13 protein-coding genes and 6 tRNA genes are annotated in these 15,666 nt (G+C 46.1%); 1 reads left to right on the top strand and 18 read right to left on the bottom strand.

What is annotated here, in order from left to right; all coding sequences use genetic code 11:
- Positions 1-13: 13 nt before the first annotated feature.
- From holA to miaB, 8 genes are all read right to left on the bottom strand, one after another.
- Entirely contained in the window at positions 14-1,063 is a 1,050-nt protein-coding gene (gene holA / locus D1Z90_RS00400) for a DNA polymerase III subunit delta (protein WP_119908779.1), read from the bottom strand.
- Complete coding sequence (locus tag D1Z90_RS00395; RefSeq protein ID WP_119908778.1) at positions 1,064-1,588, bottom strand: LPS-assembly lipoprotein LptE; 525 nt, start codon at positions 1,586-1,588, stop codon at positions 1,064-1,066.
- A 46-nt stretch (positions 1,589-1,634) separates the two neighbouring features.
- Positions 1,635-4,214: a leucine--tRNA ligase gene (leuS, locus tag D1Z90_RS00390; protein ID WP_119908777.1), complete on the bottom strand. Its 2,580-nt coding sequence runs from the start codon at positions 4,212-4,214 to the stop codon at positions 1,635-1,637.
- A 152-nt stretch (positions 4,215-4,366) separates the two neighbouring features.
- On the bottom strand, positions 4,367-5,935 hold the full coding sequence (gene lnt / locus D1Z90_RS00385; protein ID WP_119908776.1) for an apolipoprotein N-acyltransferase: 1,569 nt from the start codon (positions 5,933-5,935) through the stop codon (positions 4,367-4,369).
- Between the two features lie 31 nt (positions 5,936-5,966).
- A complete protein-coding gene (corC, locus tag D1Z90_RS00380) occupies positions 5,967-6,851 on the bottom strand; it encodes a CNNM family magnesium/cobalt transport protein CorC (RefSeq protein WP_119908775.1) in 885 nt (294 codons plus the stop codon).
- A 3-nt stretch (positions 6,852-6,854) separates the two neighbouring features.
- Positions 6,855-7,319, bottom strand: a complete 465-nt coding sequence (gene ybeY, locus D1Z90_RS00375; RefSeq protein WP_119908774.1) for an rRNA maturation RNase YbeY — start codon at positions 7,317-7,319, stop codon at positions 6,855-6,857.
- Complete coding sequence (locus D1Z90_RS00370) at positions 7,303-8,361, bottom strand: PhoH family protein (RefSeq protein WP_232525170.1); 1,059 nt, start codon at positions 8,359-8,361, stop codon at positions 7,303-7,305. The genes ybeY and D1Z90_RS00370 overlap by 17 nt, the downstream gene beginning before the upstream one ends.
- A 10-nt stretch (positions 8,362-8,371) precedes the next feature.
- On the bottom strand, positions 8,372-9,802 hold the full coding sequence (gene miaB, locus D1Z90_RS00365) for a tRNA (N6-isopentenyl adenosine(37)-C2)-methylthiotransferase MiaB (RefSeq protein WP_119908772.1): 1,431 nt from the start codon (positions 9,800-9,802) through the stop codon (positions 8,372-8,374).
- A 179-nt stretch (positions 9,803-9,981) separates the two neighbouring features.
- Here miaB and D1Z90_RS00360 point away from each other — a divergent pair, with 179 nt between their 5' ends.
- Positions 9,982-11,148, top strand: coding sequence for an FAD-dependent monooxygenase (locus tag D1Z90_RS00360; protein ID WP_119908771.1), 1,167 nt, complete (start codon positions 9,982-9,984; stop codon positions 11,146-11,148).
- 160 nt (positions 11,149-11,308) lie between these two features.
- On the opposite strand, the gene D1Z90_RS00355 is transcribed toward D1Z90_RS00360, so the two are convergent.
- The 10 genes from D1Z90_RS00355 to D1Z90_RS00310 form a co-directional block, all read right to left on the bottom strand.
- Positions 11,309-11,393, bottom strand: a tRNA-Leu gene (locus D1Z90_RS00355).
- Between the two features lie 18 nt (positions 11,394-11,411).
- Positions 11,412-11,488: transfer RNA gene (locus tag D1Z90_RS00350), tRNA-Met, on the bottom strand.
- Between the two features lie 33 nt (positions 11,489-11,521).
- A tRNA-Gln gene (locus tag D1Z90_RS00345) sits at positions 11,522-11,596 on the bottom strand.
- A gap of 42 nt (positions 11,597-11,638) precedes the next feature.
- Positions 11,639-11,713: transfer RNA gene (locus tag D1Z90_RS00340), tRNA-Gln, on the bottom strand.
- 58 nt (positions 11,714-11,771) lie between these two features.
- Positions 11,772-11,856 (bottom strand) — tRNA-Leu (locus D1Z90_RS00335).
- Positions 11,857-11,902: 46 nt separating this feature from the next.
- Positions 11,903-11,979, bottom strand: a tRNA-Met gene (locus D1Z90_RS00330).
- A gap of 213 nt (positions 11,980-12,192) precedes the next feature.
- Positions 12,193-13,284 carry a redox-regulated ATPase YchF gene (ychF, locus tag D1Z90_RS00325; RefSeq protein ID WP_119908770.1) on the bottom strand — a complete coding sequence of 364 codons (1,092 nt, stop codon included), beginning with the start codon at positions 13,282-13,284 and terminating at the stop codon, positions 12,193-12,195.
- Positions 13,285-13,304: 20 nt separating this feature from the next.
- Entirely contained in the window at positions 13,305-13,895 is a 591-nt protein-coding gene (gene pth / locus D1Z90_RS00320) for an aminoacyl-tRNA hydrolase (RefSeq protein ID WP_119908769.1), read from the bottom strand.
- 2 nt (positions 13,896-13,897) lie between these two features.
- Complete coding sequence (locus D1Z90_RS00315) at positions 13,898-14,515, bottom strand: 50S ribosomal protein L25/general stress protein Ctc (protein ID WP_119909179.1); 618 nt, start codon at positions 14,513-14,515, stop codon at positions 13,898-13,900.
- 152 nt (positions 14,516-14,667) lie between these two features.
- The gene (locus tag D1Z90_RS00310) at positions 14,668-15,615 is read right to left on the bottom strand and encodes a ribose-phosphate pyrophosphokinase (protein ID WP_119909178.1); all 948 of its coding nucleotides are present in this window, start codon (positions 15,613-15,615) and stop codon (positions 14,668-14,670) included.
- Between the last annotated feature and the right edge of the window lie 51 nt (positions 15,616-15,666).

Below are 15,666 nucleotides of genomic sequence, written 5' to 3'. Positions count from 1 at the left end.
TAATGAGTGACTCTTATAAGTGAATGGGCTCAAACACAGGTTGAATAGGGCTGTGTTGACCTTGAAATAATACGCATATTAATTGTAATAATGGCCAGTTGTCTTGGCCGTATTGAGTTTTAATTGCCCGGTCGAGTTGGCCACACTGGGCATAAATTTGTTCTAACTGGGCAACCGAGAGACGGTTTAGTACTTGGCTTATCAATGCTTGCTTAGATTGCCACAGTTTGGCTTTTTTGAAAATTACGCTCAGTGGTTCCCCCGCTTGATATTGATAGCGGTAAGTGAGCAGTTTTTTTACCTCGCTGTTTAAAGTGCCGCTCAGCAAGATAAGTTCGGTACCTTCACTTTTTAGCTGCTGTAACATACGCTCTGCGCGATTGTTTTTGCCCGCGAATAAGGTATCTAGCCACTGGAAAATACCAAAGTGAGTATGTCCCGTTATGTTGGCTTCCACTTGTGCTAACGTCAGAGTTTGCTGTTTGAATTGTAAACTCAGCTTTTCAATTTCCTGCGAGGCGGCCAGTAAATTGCCTTCAAACTGCCGGCACATAAATTGTGTCACGTCTTGACGGCAACTTAGCTGCGCCGCTTGCAACCGCTTTGACATCCATACCGGAAAAAACTTAGCATCCGGATGTTGGCAAGGGACATACAAGCCGTGCTTATCCATCGCGACAAACCATTTGGCTTTCATTTGCTGCATGCTGAGTTTATTACCATGCACTATGATGATGGTATCTGGGTTATTTAGCTGGGCCAGTTGCAGTAAAGCGTCGGTAATGGTTTTATCAGTTTTATCTATCTGAATACTGATGATTTGACGACTGGCAAATAAAGACATGGCATTGGCACAGTCGAAGACTTGGTCCCAATTAAAGTTGGCTTCGTGCACAAAGCCGTGGTGTTCATCAAAGCCCTGTTGGCGACAAAACGCCATCACTTGTTGCTGGCTTTCTTGGCGAATCAGGGGTTCATCACCGAAGATTAAAAAGTAATTTAAACCAGCCTGATTGGCAGGCTGGTTTAAGTGTTTACCAAGGTGGTCTGGGTAAACCCGCATTTACTGGCTGCTTTCCAACTCTAGGGTGGTAAGTTGGCGCACGATGCGGTATGCCGCTTCGCGCTGCAATTCACGGAGAATCATTTCATCTTCACGGGAAGATGCCAACGCTTGTTGTGGGTTCTCTAATGAGTCACGCACTATATTGATGTCAAACGCCAGCGGCGATTGCTCTGGCCTTAAAATTTGATAGCTGACCGAGTAACTGATCTCATTTTCCGCGGTAGAGGCATTGTCATACAAAGAGATCACTCGGCTAGTTTGACGTTCACCACTGACCACCAGTTTTACGATGTCTTGTGCAATAACTGCCTCTGCGTCAGGTAAGTCGGCGATAAACTCGATTTTTGCATACCTGAGTTGACGCTCGATCTCCTTCGTCAGTGGACCATAAGGATCTGCAGTTTGCAGATAAACCTTATCTATGTCACCGCCATTGGTCACATACCCTTTTGGCTTAAAGCCACAGGCACTTAATAACAATAAGGTGGCCAGTATTAAACTGGCCTTTTTCAGTTGCTGCATTCAGCCTTCACCTTTAAGGTCTGGTTGGAGTCTTAATGACAGGTAATTAGTTAGCAACGATGTTAAGAAGCTTACCCGGTACGTAAATCACTTTACGCACGGTTTTGCCTTCAGTGTGCTTACTGACTTGCTCATCACCCAGGGCGAGCGCTTCTACTTCCGCTTGCTGCGCATCTGCCGCAACCGTTAGCTTGGCTCTTAACTTACCATTAACCTGTACTATGATTAGTTTTGAGTCTTCAACCATAGCCGCTTTATCGGCATGAGGCCAATCCGCAGCTTCAACATTGCCAGCATGACCCAACTCTTGCCAGATACGCGCACAAATGTGCGGTGTAATAGGCGCTAATAGGCGAGTGATGGCTTCCAACGCTTCTTGCATCAAGGCGCGATCTTGCGCTTCTTTTTGCGGCGCTTTGGTAAGCTTGTTCATCAATTCCATGACCGCTGCAATCGCAGTGTTAAAGGTTTGGCGACGACCAATATCATCTGACACTTTATCGATGGTTTTGTGAAGCTCGCGGCGTAACTCTTTTTGTTTAGGCGTCAAAGATGCAACGTCTAGTTCACCTGCAGAGCCTTGTGATACATGTTCTTGAGCTAACTTCCATACACGTTTAAGGAAGCGTAATGAGCCTTCAACAGCCGAATCTTGCCATTCAAGGGTTTGCTCAGCAGGCGCCGCAAACATCATGAATAATCGCACCGTATCCGCGCCATATTTATCTACCATGACTTGTGGATCAATGCCGTTATTTTTTGATTTCGACATTTTGCTCATGCCGGCGTAAATAACGGCTTGGCCGTCATGAGTGACAGCTTCGGAAATACGACCTTTTTCATCACGAGTAACTTTGACATCAAGTGGCGATACCCAGATTTTGCCGCCTTTGTCATCTTCGAAATAAAACGCGTCGGCAAGTACCATGCCTTGAGTCAGCAGTTTTTTGAATGGTTCATCAGACTCTACTAAGCCTGCGTCTCGAAGCAGCTTGTGGAAAAAGCGAGAATATAACAAGTGCAAGATAGCGTGTTCGATGCCGCCAATGTATTGATCTACTGGTAGCCAATAGTTCGCTTCTTTCGGGTCGAGCATCATCTCTTCGTTGTTCGAACAACAGTAACGCGCGTAATACCAGCTTGACTCCATAAAGGTGTCAAACGTATCCGTTTCATGGAACGCGTCTTGCCCTTGGTAAGTGGTTTTAGCCCACTCAGGATCGGATTTAATTGGCGAGGTGACACCATCCATGACCACGTCTTCAGGCAATTTTACTGGCAGCTGATCTTCAGGTACTGGTACTACATCGCCATTTTCTAGATTGATCATCGGGATAGGCGTGCCCCAGTAACGCTGGCGTGAAACGCCCCAATCACGAAGGCGGTAGTTAATGGTTTTTTTGCCTTTGCCTAAGCCTTCTAGCTTGCTGGCGATGGCATCAACCGCGCCTTGAAAATCTAAGCCATCAAATTCGCCAGAGTTAAACAATACGCCGCGCTCGGTGTAGGCTTGCTCTGAAATATCTGATTCGCCGTCTACAGGTTTGATAACCGCTTTCACGTCTAAGCCATATTGCGCGGCAAACTCGTAGTCACGTTGGTCATGAGCGGGTACCGCCATAACCGCGCCTGAGCCGTAACCCATCAAGACAAAGTTAGCTGCAAACACAGGCACTTCTTCACCGGTTAGCGGGTGGATAGCTTTAAGGCCTGTATCGACCCCTTTTTTATCCATAGTGGCCATGTCTGCTTCAGCCACTTTGGTGTTTTTACACTCTTCAATAAATGCAGCCAGCGCTGGATTTGATTCCGCAGCCTCTAAAGCCAAAGGATGCTGCGCGGCAATACCGACGTAAGTAACGCCCATTAATGTGTCTGGACGAGTCGTGTAGATATCAAAGGTATCGTCACGTCCTACCAGACCAAAGGTCATTTCAACGCCTTCAGAGCGACCAATCCAGTTACGTTGCATGGTCTTAACTTGCTCAGGCCACTCATCAAGTTGGTCCAGGTCATCCAATAGCTCTTGGGCGTAGTCAGTGATTTTGATAAACCACTGTGGAATTTCTTTTTGCTCAACTAACGCACCTGAGCGCCAGCCGCGGCCATCAATGACTTGCTCATTGGCCAATACGGTTTGATCGACTGGGTCCCAGTTGACGGTCGACATTTTTTTGTATACCAAGCCTTTTTCGTAAAGCTTAGTGAAAAACCACTGCTCCCAGCGGTAATACTCAGGTCGGCAAGTAGCTAATTCACGATCCCAGTCATAACCAAAACCCAGCTGTTTTAGCTGTGCCTTCATGTATTCAATGTTTTCGTAAGTCCACTTGGCTGGCGCAGTATTGTTTTTAATGGCTGCATTTTCAGCGGGTAAACCAAATGCATCCCAACCCATAGGTTGAAGGACATTTTTACCTTGCATGCGCTGATAGCGAGATACTACATCGCCTAAGGTATAGTTACGTACGTGACCTATATGCAAGCGACCGCTAGGGTAGGGGAACATAGAGAGGCAATAGAACTTTTCTTTGCTTTCATCGACTTCAACTTTGAAACTGCTGTCAGTGTCCCACTGCTGTTGAATACTGGTTTCTATTTCCTTGGGATTGTATTGCTCTTGCATATGTTTTTTGTCCGCACATATAGGGTTAAATTAAGAATTTTTTGAACGCATTTTAGATCGCGCCCAGATCAATGGCATACAGGATACAGCAGCAAGGGGCTAGCAACAATAACTAGCCTACTTTCAGCTGGTTTATCCGCCAATTTGATGGTTCAAATCGCGGCCTTTTTACGGCGAATGATTAAGGTAAACATCAACACGCCGATGACCCAGAAAATCAAAGGCCATGAGCCGAAACGATTATAGGGCGTTTGACCTAACATGGGCGTGACTTGGTGGGTCAGTGCGATATCTTCAAATTGCGGCGCCACGGCAGCAAGCTGGCCTTGTTGATCAATAAATGCCGTCACACCGGTATTGGTGGCACGTAAAACGGGTTTACCAAATTCCAACGCCCGCATTTGCGCTATTTCCAAGTGTTGATGAGGGCCGATTGAGGTGCCAAACCAAGCGTCGTTACTGACGGTTAAGATCATACTGGTATCCGAGCCTATATTTTTTCTGAGCTGCTCAGAATAGGCTATTTCATAGCAGATCGCCGGCGCTAAAGTTTGCCCTTTTGCCGTCATGTTCGGCTGCACGTAGTCGCCCCGATTAAAGGATGACATCGGCAAGTTAAAATAAGGCGCAAGGGGCCTTAGGATAGTTTCAAATGGCACAAACTCGCCAATAGGTAGCAAGTGATGCTTAAAGTAGCGGTTGTCATGACCAAGGAAATAGGGCGAGCTTTGGTTACTCTGATTTTCTGAAACCTCGGTTTTGTCGATTTCAATCGCACCAATGCCAATTAAAGTGTTGTAGTAACGTTTCTCACTGCGGTCATAGTTAATGACACCAGTAATCAGCGCGGTATTTTGCTGTTTAAGGGTGTTATCGAATTTTTGCAAAAAGGCTTCGACTTGGAATTCAAAAGCCGCAATCGCAGACTCTGGCCAAATCACGATATCAACGTCTTTGACCGCTTGGCTTAAGTCATAGTATTTAAAAATCGATGGCCATAAATGCTCATCTTCCCATTTGATTTTTTGCTCAATATTACCTTGTACCAGCGCCACTTTTTGAGTGGGTTGGGGCTGGGTAAAAGTCATTGTATTGAGGCCCGCGCCAAGGCCAAATACGGCTACGCATACCAGCAAGGGCATAATATAGGTTTTACTTTGCCAAGCCCAAGTGATCGAGCCTGCAATTAATAAACAGGCAAGAGTTACCCCTTGGACTCCGAAAATAGGGGCATACCCGGAAAGTGGCGAGTCTATTTGGCTGTAACCCATCCAAAGCCAAGGGAAGCCTGTCATTATATGGCCTCTGGCCCAATCAAATAGCAGCCAGCAAGCGGGTAAAAGTAATAATTGCTGCCAAGGCCCTGCAAGATTAAGACGTGCTGCGGTATAAGTTGTGAGCGCAAAAAAGAGCGCAAGATAAGCCGACAGTAGCCCCATCAGTAGCCAGTTAACCGCAGTTGGCATACCTCCAAACTGTGCCATGCTCACTTGGATCCAACTAATACCAAAGGCAAATAAACCGAAGCCATAACTAAACCCGACGCCAGCAGCGGCTTTGGGGCCGAGTTTATTGAGTAATAGGAATAACCCTGTGAGGGTCAGTAAGGCCAAAGGCCAAAGCGAGTAAGGGGCAAATGCAAAATGAGTTACGCCGCCTAAGACAAAGGCGAGCAAGGCTTTACGCCACGTGGATGCAATCAACAAAACTGTTCTTCCCATAAAAAATGGCCATCGAAATGGCCATTAAACGTTATTCTTCCGCCGTTATTTCTTCGCGATTGATGGTGTCTGGCATCTTCACTTGTAATTGAATCAAGCGGCGTTTATCTGCACTGACCACTTTAAAGGTAAAGCCATTTATTTCAATGCTTTCGCCTCGGCTGGGCAAGTGTCCAAAGGCGTGCATCACTAAACCGCCGATGGTATCTTGGTCTTCGTCTTCAAAGTTTACTTCAAACGCTTGGTTAAAATCATCAATCGGCGTCAGCGCGCGTACCGAGTAATGACGCTTGCTGATTTGGCGTATATCTTCTTGGCTTTCGTCATCGGTATCAGTTTCATCTTCAATTTCGCCGACGATAAGCTCAAGAATATCTTCAATGGTGACCAAACCGGATACGCCGCCGTATTCATCTACCACGATGGCCATGTGATAACGTTCAGAGCGAAACTCTTTTAACAGTTTATCCAAGCGTTTACTTTCTGGCACCACCACCGCAGGGCGCAAAATGCTGGCTAAAGAGAAATCATCGGTTTTTTTGGCAAAGCCATAACTGATGAGATCTTTTGCCAACATGATGCCTTCAATGTGGTCTTTGTCCTCATTGATAACCGGAAAGCGAGAGTGAGCAGACTCAATCACAATGGGTAAAAAAGACTCAACGCTTTGACTTTTTTCTATTGTGACCATTTGTGAGCGAGGGATCATGATGTCTCTCACCCGCATTTTTGATACATCCAGTACGCCTTCGATCATTTCTTTGGTGTTGTGATCGATTAAATCTCTGTCATTAGCGTCTTGGATGACTTCGACTAGTTCTTCCTGATTTTTCGGCTCTGCCTGAAAAAGTTGGCTTAATCGATTAAGCCAGCGGTTCTTTACAGAGCCGCTAGGTTGGGGAATATCGTCGCTCATTTTTTACTCAGTTTCCTTTTCAGCAATATACGGGTCATTAAAGCCCAGAGATAACAATATCTCAGTTTCTAATGATTCCATAATATTAGCTTCATCATCTTCGATATGATCATAACCTAACAGATGCAGACACCCATGCACAAGCATGTGAGCCCAATGTGCGGTTAAGGTTTTATCTTGTTGTTTCGCTTCTTGTTCTACCACTGACTTACACACGACAAGGTCACCCAATAAAGGTAGCTCAATGCCTGGTGGTGCTTCAAATGGAAAAGACAATACATTGGTAGGTTTGTCTTTGCCGCGGTAATCACGATTAAGGGCTTGGCTTTCTGTTGCGTCAACAATACGCACGGTGAGCTCAGCCTCATCTTGTTTAATACAAGCTGTTAACCATTGCTCCATAGCTTGAGGCGAGGGCAAGTTTTGCTCACTCTCGCTGGCTATTTGCAAATCAAGCGTTATCGCCACTGGCTGCGTCCTCTTTGGCGGCTAAACGCGCACGTTGTTCAGCGGCTTGCTTGGTTTGTTCTTTATGTTCAAAAGCTTCATATGCTTGCACAATACGGGCTACAACAGGGTGTCTGACGACGTCTTGAGCTTGGAAAAAACTGAAGCTGATATCGTCAACATTCGGCAAGACTTCTATCGCATGGCGCAGACCCGACTTGGTGTGACGAGGTAAGTCGATTTGAGTAATATCGCCTGTAATCACAGCTTTGGAGTTAAAGCCGATCCGGGTTAGGAACATTTTCATCTGTTCTACCGTGGTATTTTGGCTCTCATCCAAGATAACAAACGCATCGTTCAAGGTGCGGCCACGCATGTAGGCCAGCGGTGCTATTTCAATGACGTTACGCTCAATTAAACGTTCTACTTTCTCAAATCCAAGCATTTCAAATAGTGCGTCATATAGGGGGCGCAAGTAAGGATCTACCTTTTGCGACAAATCGCCCGGTAAAAAGCCGAGTTTTTCACCCGCTTCAACCGCTGGGCGAGTCAGTAAGATACGTCGTATTTCTTGGCGCTCTAAGGCATCTACGGCGCAGGCAACGGCCAAATAGGTTTTCCCCGTACCCGCAGGGCCAATACCAAAGCTAATGTCACTGTTAAGGATGTTGGCAACGTAGCTTGATTGGTTCTCACCACGAGGCTTAATCACGCCCCGTTTGGTTTTAATATTGATATCTTGCACGTAATCTTTATGCGACTCTGCTTGCTCTAGCAGCTTGCAGCCTTGAATGGCAAGGTGAACTTGGTCGGGCAGAATATCGTTCACTTTGCCTTTGACCGGCGCCGTTTCAATGTATAAGTCTTTTAAGATAGCACGAGCCGCGTTGGCATTGATGGCTTTGCCAACCACTTGAAAGGCGTGATTGCGATAGATGATCTCAACGCCTAAACGGCGTTCGATTTGTTTGATGTTGTCATCAAACGGGCCGCAGAGGTTGGCTAACCTCTGGCCGTCAGCTGGCTCTAAATCAAAGGCCAGCTTCTCTAATGTGTTGCTCAATATCGTCTCTCTATTGTGGCGTATATGAACCCACACCAAGTTCGTCGGTGTAATTTGGGTTCTTTTTAATGATATCAGACGGGCTGACATCGGCACGTAAGTTCATTTCGTCTTCACCACGAATAAACTCACCGCGTAATGAATTAGGGTAAACATCAACAATCTTAACATCGGCAAATTTACCCGCCAATGTATGTGGCCCTACGAAGTTCACAACCCTGTTGTTTTCAGTACGTCCGCGCAGCTCCATTGGATTCTTTTTCGATGGGCCTTCGACCAAAATGCGTTGGGTCGTGTTAAGCATATTACGGCTAACCTGCATCGCTTGCTGGTTAATGCGCTCTTGCAGTATGTATAAACGCTGCTTTTTCTCATCTTCTGACACGTCGTCAGGCAAATCTGCTGCAGGCGTACCAGGGCGGGCGCTGTATACAAAACTAAAGCTGTGATCGAAGTTTACATCCGCAATCAGCTTCATGGTTTGTTCGAAATCATCTTGGGTTTCACCAGGGAAGCCAATGATGAAGTCGGAGCTGATGCAAATATCAGGGCGCGCTTTACGTAATTTGCGAATGATAGATTTAAACTCTATCGCGGTGTGGCCGCGCTTCATTAGGTTTAAGATGCGGTCGGCGCCGCTTTGCACTGGTAAGTGTAAAAAGCTTACTAACTCAGGCGTATCGGTATAAACGTCGACAATGTCATCGGTAAATTCAATCGGATGGCTAGTCGTAAAGCGAATACGATCTATGCCATCTATGGTTGCCACGTAGCGTAATAATTGCGCAAAACTACAAATGTCGTCATCAAAAGTGGCACCGCGATACGCGTTAACGTTTTGCCCTAGCAAGTTAACTTCACGCACGCCTTGTTCTGCCAGTTGCGCTATTTCGTATAACACATCATCAAGAGGGCGGCTGACTTCTTCACCACGGGTGTAAGGTACTACACAGAACGTACAGTATTTAGAGCAACCTTCCATGATCGAAACAAACGCGCTGGCGCCTTCGGCTTTTGGTTCTGGTAGGCTGTCGAATTTTTCAATTTCAGGGAACGAAACGTCAACAACTGCGTCGTCGCCTGATTGAACTTTTTTGATCATCTCTGGAAGGCGATGCAAGGTTTGTGGGCCAAACACGATATCTACAAATTTGGCCCGCTCGCGGATTGCGTCGCCTTCTTGGGATGCAACACAGCCGCCAACACCAATCACCAGGCCGGGGTTTTTGTCTTTTAACGTTTTCCAGCGGCCCAACTGGTGAAATACTTTCTCTTGTGCTTTTTCACGAATCGAACAGGTATTAAGAAGTAATACGTCTGCCTCGCTTGGCTCCTCAGTCAGGCTATAGCCATGAGTTGAGTCCAACAGATCTGCCATTTTTGATGAATCGTATTCGTTCATCTGACAGCCCCAAGTTTTGATATGTAGTTTTTTGCTCATGTGCTTAAACTGCTCTGTACTAGCCAAGTAAAAAAGAGGGCATATTCTACTGATTAACGCAGGCGCATGCTACAAAATCAGCATAAAAAAACAGCAATCAATTACAATGTTAACGAGCAGTCGCTAAATAAGCGTCAGATTAGGTACACTAAGGGCTGAAACAAGATCCAGAGAAGCACATGAATAAACAGCATATTGTGATAAATGGCGGGGGCATGGTGGGCGCAACCCTGGCCATCTTACTGGCTGAACAAGGGCGGCAGGTGACCGTGATTGAAGCCAGCGACAAAGATTTTAGCCAGATAAGCCCTGAAGTCGACTTGCGGGTATCGGCAATTAGCGCCTCGAGCCAACAATTATTACAGCAGGTAGGTGCTTGGCCTTTGATTGCGGCGCAGCGCCATTGCCCTTACATGCGTTTGTCCACTTGGCAGCAAGGCGGTGAAGCGTTGACCTTTGATGCGGCCGATATTCAAGCCCCATTACTTGGCTACATCATTGAAAATCAAGTGGTGCAAGCCAGTCTTTGGCAGGTAATGGTGCAATATGACACCATTAAGGTATTACAAGGGCAAGGGATCCAGTCTTTTACCAATAGCGCCAGCGGTGTCATGATTCAACTTGCAGATGGCAATGAGTTACAGGCGGATTTATTAGTCGGCGCTGACGGCGCTCATTCATTTTGTCGTCAGCATGGGGGGATTGGCATTACGGCGTGGGATTACCGCCAAAGTTGTATGCTAGTGCATATCAAAACCGACTCAGTACAACAAGATATGACTTGGCAAGAGTTTGTCAGTACCGGTCCAAGAGCATTTTTACCCCTCGCTGGGCAAGACGCTTCTCTGGCATGGTATCACCAAAATAAAACCATTGCTCAAATGGCGCAGTATTCCAATGAGCAACTTAAGCAGGCCATACTGCAAGAGTTTGCCCCGCTTAAATTTGATTTTGAAGTTGTGAAACACGGTGCATTCCCTTTGGTTCGTCGTCATGCTCAGCAGTATTACCTTGATAGCTTAGTACTGGTAGGCGACGCTGCGCACACTATCAATCCCTTAGCGGGTCAAGGCGTTAACTTAGGCTTCAAAGACGTCCAGGCTTTGGCGGCAGAGTTATTGTTAACCGACTTGTCTCACCAAGCGGACAAAGCACGTGCGTTAGCGGACTACCAGTCGCGAAGAAGGCCCGACAACTTGTTAATGCAAACCGCAATGGATGTATTTTATAAAGGCTTCTCTTGCAAATTGCCTGGCCTTAGCGCTTTGCGCCAGGGGGCGTTAACTTTGGCTCAGCACGCTGGGCCGATAAAACATCAAGTGATGAAATACGCAATGGGCCTGTAACTAGGCCTTTTTTATGCCTGACTTTTTAAAGAGGGCATGGCATTGGTTATTTCTAGATGACACATAATATTGAATATATTCAATTAGCTAAAAGAATATTAATAAGAAAATTGTGAGTGTGTTTTATTTCTGGGGAACAACTTGAGTTGGGGATGTTAGATGGTGCGGAAGGAGAGACTTGAACTCTCACACCTTGCGGCACTAGAACCTAAATCTAGCGTGTCTACCAATTTCACCACTTCCGCATCTAACTAAATCAAGAATGGTGGCTACACCGAGATTTGAACTTGGGACCCCATCATTATGAGTGATGTGCTCTAACCAGCTGAGCTATGTAGCCATTCTTGATATTCATGCCTGTTGGCATTGAATGTGGCTGGGATATGAGGATTTGAACCTCAGAATGCCGAGATCAAAACCCGGTGCCTTACCGCTTGGCGATATCCCAGTTGTTTCTGTGATGACTGAGCCTCGCTCAATCATCTAAATTTGGCTGGGATATGAGGATTTGAACCTCAGAATGCCGAGATCAAAACCCGGTGCCTTACCGCTTGGCGATATCCCAATTGTATTGTTTTACGTATGAATTATTCACACGGATCAAAACGGCTTGTTTTGATATATGGTGCGGAAGGAGAGACTTGAACTCTCACACCTTGCGGCACTAGAACCTAAATCTAGCGTGTCTACCAATTTCACCACTTCCGCATCATCTCTATCTTATGAAAAAAATTACTTTATTTCAAAAGAAGAATGGTGGCTACACCGAGATTTGAACTTGGGACCCCATCATTATGAGTGATGTGCTCTAACCAGCTGAGCTATGTAGCCAATGCTTTCACGTTCAGAAAACTGTGTTCCTGTTCGTTGTTGCGGGGCGCATTATGCGGATACTCGGCCTAAGCGTCAATAGTTTTTATTAAAAAAAATTGGCTTTTGAATTGTTCGGCTATATTTTATTCGCTTTTATCATCAGTTGAATATTTGTTAGCCAAAAAAAAGCCCCGTCGATGCGGGGCCTTGTACGTTTAATGTAGCATTAGACTAAACGTTGAATAAGAAATGGATAACGTCGCCATCTTTTACCACGTATGCTTTGCCTTCTTGGCGCCACTTACCGGCGTCTTTTGCTCCTGACTCACCATTAAACTCAATGTAATCGTCGTAACCAACAATTTCAGCACGAATAAAGCCTTTCTCAAAGTCGGTATGGATTTTACCTGCCGCTTGCGGCGCAGTAGCACCTTGTGGGAAAGTCCATGCGCGCACTTCTTTCACGCCTGCGGTGAAGTAGGTTTGTAGGTTAAGCAGCTCGTAACCGGCACGGATAACGCGGTTAAGACCTGGCTCTTCAAGGCCCATTTCAGCCATGAAGTCGGCTTTTTCTTCTTCGTCTAGCTCGGCGATTTCGCCTTCAATTTCCGCACACACTGCAACTACCACGGCATTTTCTTTGGCGGCAATCGCTTTTACTGTATCTAAGTAAGGATTATCTTCAAAGCCGTCATCATTGACGTTAGCAATATACATGGTGGGCTTGCCAGTTAAGAAGTTCATGTAAGCCACAGCGGCTTTTTCTTCTTTTTCTAGCTCAAGGCTGCGGATCATTTCATCGGCTTCAAGGTGAGCGCGGATTTTTTCTAGTACAGGTAGCTCAAATTTTGCGTCTTTATCGCCGCCTTTGGCTTTTTTACCCACACGAATAATGGCTTTTTCACAGCTATCAAGGTCAGCCAGCGCTAACTCTGTATTGATGGTATCAATGTCTTCTGCTGGGTCAACTTTACCTGCAACGTGCACGATGTTGTCATTTTCAAAACAACGAACTACGTGGCCAATAGCATCTGTTTCACGGATGTTCGCCAAGAATTTGTTACCTAGGCCTTCACCTTTTGACGCGCCAGCTACGAGGCCCGCGATGTCTACAAATTCCATCGTAGTAGGCAATACTCGCTGTGGGTTGACGATAGCTGCCAATGCATCAAGACGTGGATCTGGCACCGGCACTACGCCTGTATTTGGCTCAATGGTACAAAATGGAAAGTTGGCCGCTTCAATACCAGCTTGTGTTAGTGCATTAAATAAGGTGGATTTACCAACGTTTGGTAGACCTACGATGCCACATTTAAAACCCATAAGAGTATTACCTTAATTTTTTAATCTGCTTTAAAGCTATGAAGACGATTCATCGCTTTGGTTATTCCGTCTTTTGCTAATATATCGGTGGCGCGGACGGCTTCGTCTATCACGCTATCGATGTTAGCTTGTTCTGCATTAGGTGCTTTGCCTAATACATAACCAGTCACTTTGTCTTTGTGGCCTGGATGGCCAATACCAATACGCAAACGGTGGAAATTCTTATTATTCCCTAATTTGCTGATGGTGTCTCTTAAGCCATTGTGTCCGCCGTGTCCACCGCCTTGCTTAAACTTGGCCACGCCAGGAGGCATGTCTAATTCGTCATGGGCGACTAAGATTTCTTCAGGGCTGATGCGATAAAAATTCGCCATGGCTAAAATAGCTTTGCCACTGAGGTTCATAAAGGTCGTCGGGATGAGGAGACGAATGTCTTGATTAGCGATGTTGATGCGGCCGGTGAGGCCAAAGAATTTTGCTTCAGGTTTAAGTTGGCAATGATAGCTGCGAGCGAGCTCTTCTATATACCAAGCACCTGCATTATGTCTGGTTAATTGATATTCGGGGCCTGGATTAGCCAGGCCCACAAGCAACTTAATATTCGTATTCACGATTACTCAGCTGCTTCCTCTTCAGCACTTTCGTCTTCTTTAGACGCTTTAGGTGCAGCAACAGACGCAACCGCTTGGTCGTGGTCTTCGCCTTTTGCTAGTTCAACCAGTTCAACGCCTTCAGCAACCACTAGGTCAGAAAGGTGAAGCGTTTGACCTAGAGCGATAGCGTTAACGTCAACTTGTACGAACTCTGGAAGGTCACCAGGTAGACAGCTAACTTCAACTTCGTGTGCAGTTTTAACAAGAACACCGCCTTCTTTGATAGAAGCAGCTATTTCTTCGTTAATGTAATGCAGAGGAAGTGTAGTGTGGATCTTCTGAGTTGCATCAACACGTAGGAAGTCAATGTGAAGAACCTTTGGCTTGAACGGGTGACGTTGAATGTCTTTTAGAAGTGCTTGAACTTCTTCACCCGCAACGTCTAGCGTTAGTACGCTAGTGTAAAAGCTTTCGTTTTCGTTAAGCTTTAACACTTCGTTGTGCTCTAGGGTTAAAGAAACCGCTTCTTTTTCAGCACCGTAAAGGATTGCTGGTAGTTTGTCTGCGTGACGTAGGCGGCGGCTCGCACCTTTCCCTAGATCTGTACGCACTTCTGCATTTAGCTTGATAGCTGACATATTTAATACTCCAAAAAAATAAATGTAGCCCCAACTTTGCGACCAAGTTGTAGGCGCCCATAAAAAAAGGCGCGTCATGTTAACCTGACCGCGCCTTTTTCTCAATCTGTTTTTACCCTGCTCAGTAAATTAACTCAGCGAGGTGTCTCAGCTTAGTGGTGGAACATTGCCGAGATAGATTCTTCATTGCTGACACGACGAATCGCTTCAGCCAACATCGCGCTCAAAGTAAGTTGAGACACTTTGTCAATTTTCGCCATTTCTGGAGAAAGTGGGATAGAGTCAGTGACAATCACTTCATCAATCACAGAGTTAGCGATGTTTTGCGGTGCGCTACCTGAGAATACAGCGTGAGTTGCGTATGCAAATACACGCTTAGCACCACGCTCTTTCAGTGCAGCAGCTGCCTGACATAGCGTACCGCCAGTATCGATCATGTCATCAACGATGATACAGTCGCGGCCTTCTACTTCACCGATTAGGTGCATCACCTGAGCCACGTTCGCTTTCGGGCGACGCTTGTCGATGATAGCTAAATCTGCATCGTCCAGTAGTTTGGCATGAGCACGTGCACGCACAACGCCGCCGATATCTGGAGACACTACCACTGGGTTTTCTAACTTCTTGTTTAACATGTCTTCAAGTAGCACTGGGCTACCGAATACGTTATCAACAGGAACGTCAAAGAAACCTTGGATTTGCTCAGCGTGTAAATCAACCGTCATTACTCGGTCAACGCCAACGCTTGAAAGGAAGTCAGCCACTACCTTAGCCGTAATTGGCACACGAGAAGAACGTACGCGACGGTCTTGGCGTGCATAACCAAAATATGGAATGACAGCAGTAATACGACCAGCAGATGCGCGGCGTAATGCATCAATCATGACGATCAATTCCATTAGGTTGTCATTTGTTGGGGCGCAAGTTGACTGGATAATAAAGATATCGCCGCCACGTACGTTTTCATTAATTTGTACGCTAATTTCACCGTCGCTAAAAGTACCTACGTCGGCACTTCCTAGTTTAGTGAAAAGGCGGTCAGCGATCTTCTGGGCAAGTTCTGGCGTCGCATTACCAGTGAACAGCTTCATGTCAGGCACGGTTGGAACCTCAGGTTGCTTCCTGTTTAAATTAAACCAGCGTTGCACGCT

It is taken from the genome of Motilimonas pumila, assembly GCF_003596335.1.
Taxonomy (GTDB): Bacteria; Pseudomonadota; Gammaproteobacteria; order Enterobacterales; family CBDFNC01; genus Motilimonas; species Motilimonas pumila.
The sequence above is the reverse complement of the archived record's forward strand: the minus strand, read 5'-3'. Positions and strand labels throughout refer to the sequence as shown.